This window comes from Pseudomonas sp. USTB-Z (assembly GCF_019691255.1).
GTDB classification, from domain to species: Bacteria; Pseudomonadota; Gammaproteobacteria; order Pseudomonadales; family Pseudomonadaceae; genus Aquipseudomonas; species Aquipseudomonas alloputida.
Genome location: NZ_JAECZP010000089.1, coordinates 1 through 415 on the forward strand (window position 1 = coordinate 1; position 415 = coordinate 415).

Below are 415 nucleotides of genomic sequence, written 5' to 3' on the forward strand. Positions count from 1 at the left end.
GACTTCGGTGGCCGAGAACGTCAAGCCGACCTTCACTGTGCACGTCAACCAGCCGCTGGCTCACGACCTGGTCGTGACCCTGAGCAACAATGCCCAGGTCACCATCAAGGCTGGCGAAACCAGCGCGCCGTACACCCACGCTGCGCAGGGTGATGACGTCTACAACGACGCCGGCCAGATCAGCCTGGGTATCACCTCGGCGGTGGACACCACTGGTGCGACCTTCGAGAACCTCGAGTTGGGCGGTGCGGCTTCGGTTCAAGTGACCGATACCACCGACGAAGTTGTGGCCAAGCTGACTGCCACCCCTTCGGTCACCGAAGGCGGCGAGATCACTTACACCATCACGCTGACCAACAAAGACGGCCTGCCGATCAACAACCACAGTGCATTGACCTTCACGCTGAGCGACGGC

1 protein-coding gene is annotated in these 415 nt (G+C 61.4%); it reads left to right on the forward strand.

Annotation, left to right across the window (positions count from 1 at the left end):
- On the forward strand, positions 1 to 415 hold a 415-nt coding region (locus I8746_RS26985; protein WP_221101229.1), incomplete at both ends, for an immunoglobulin-like domain-containing protein.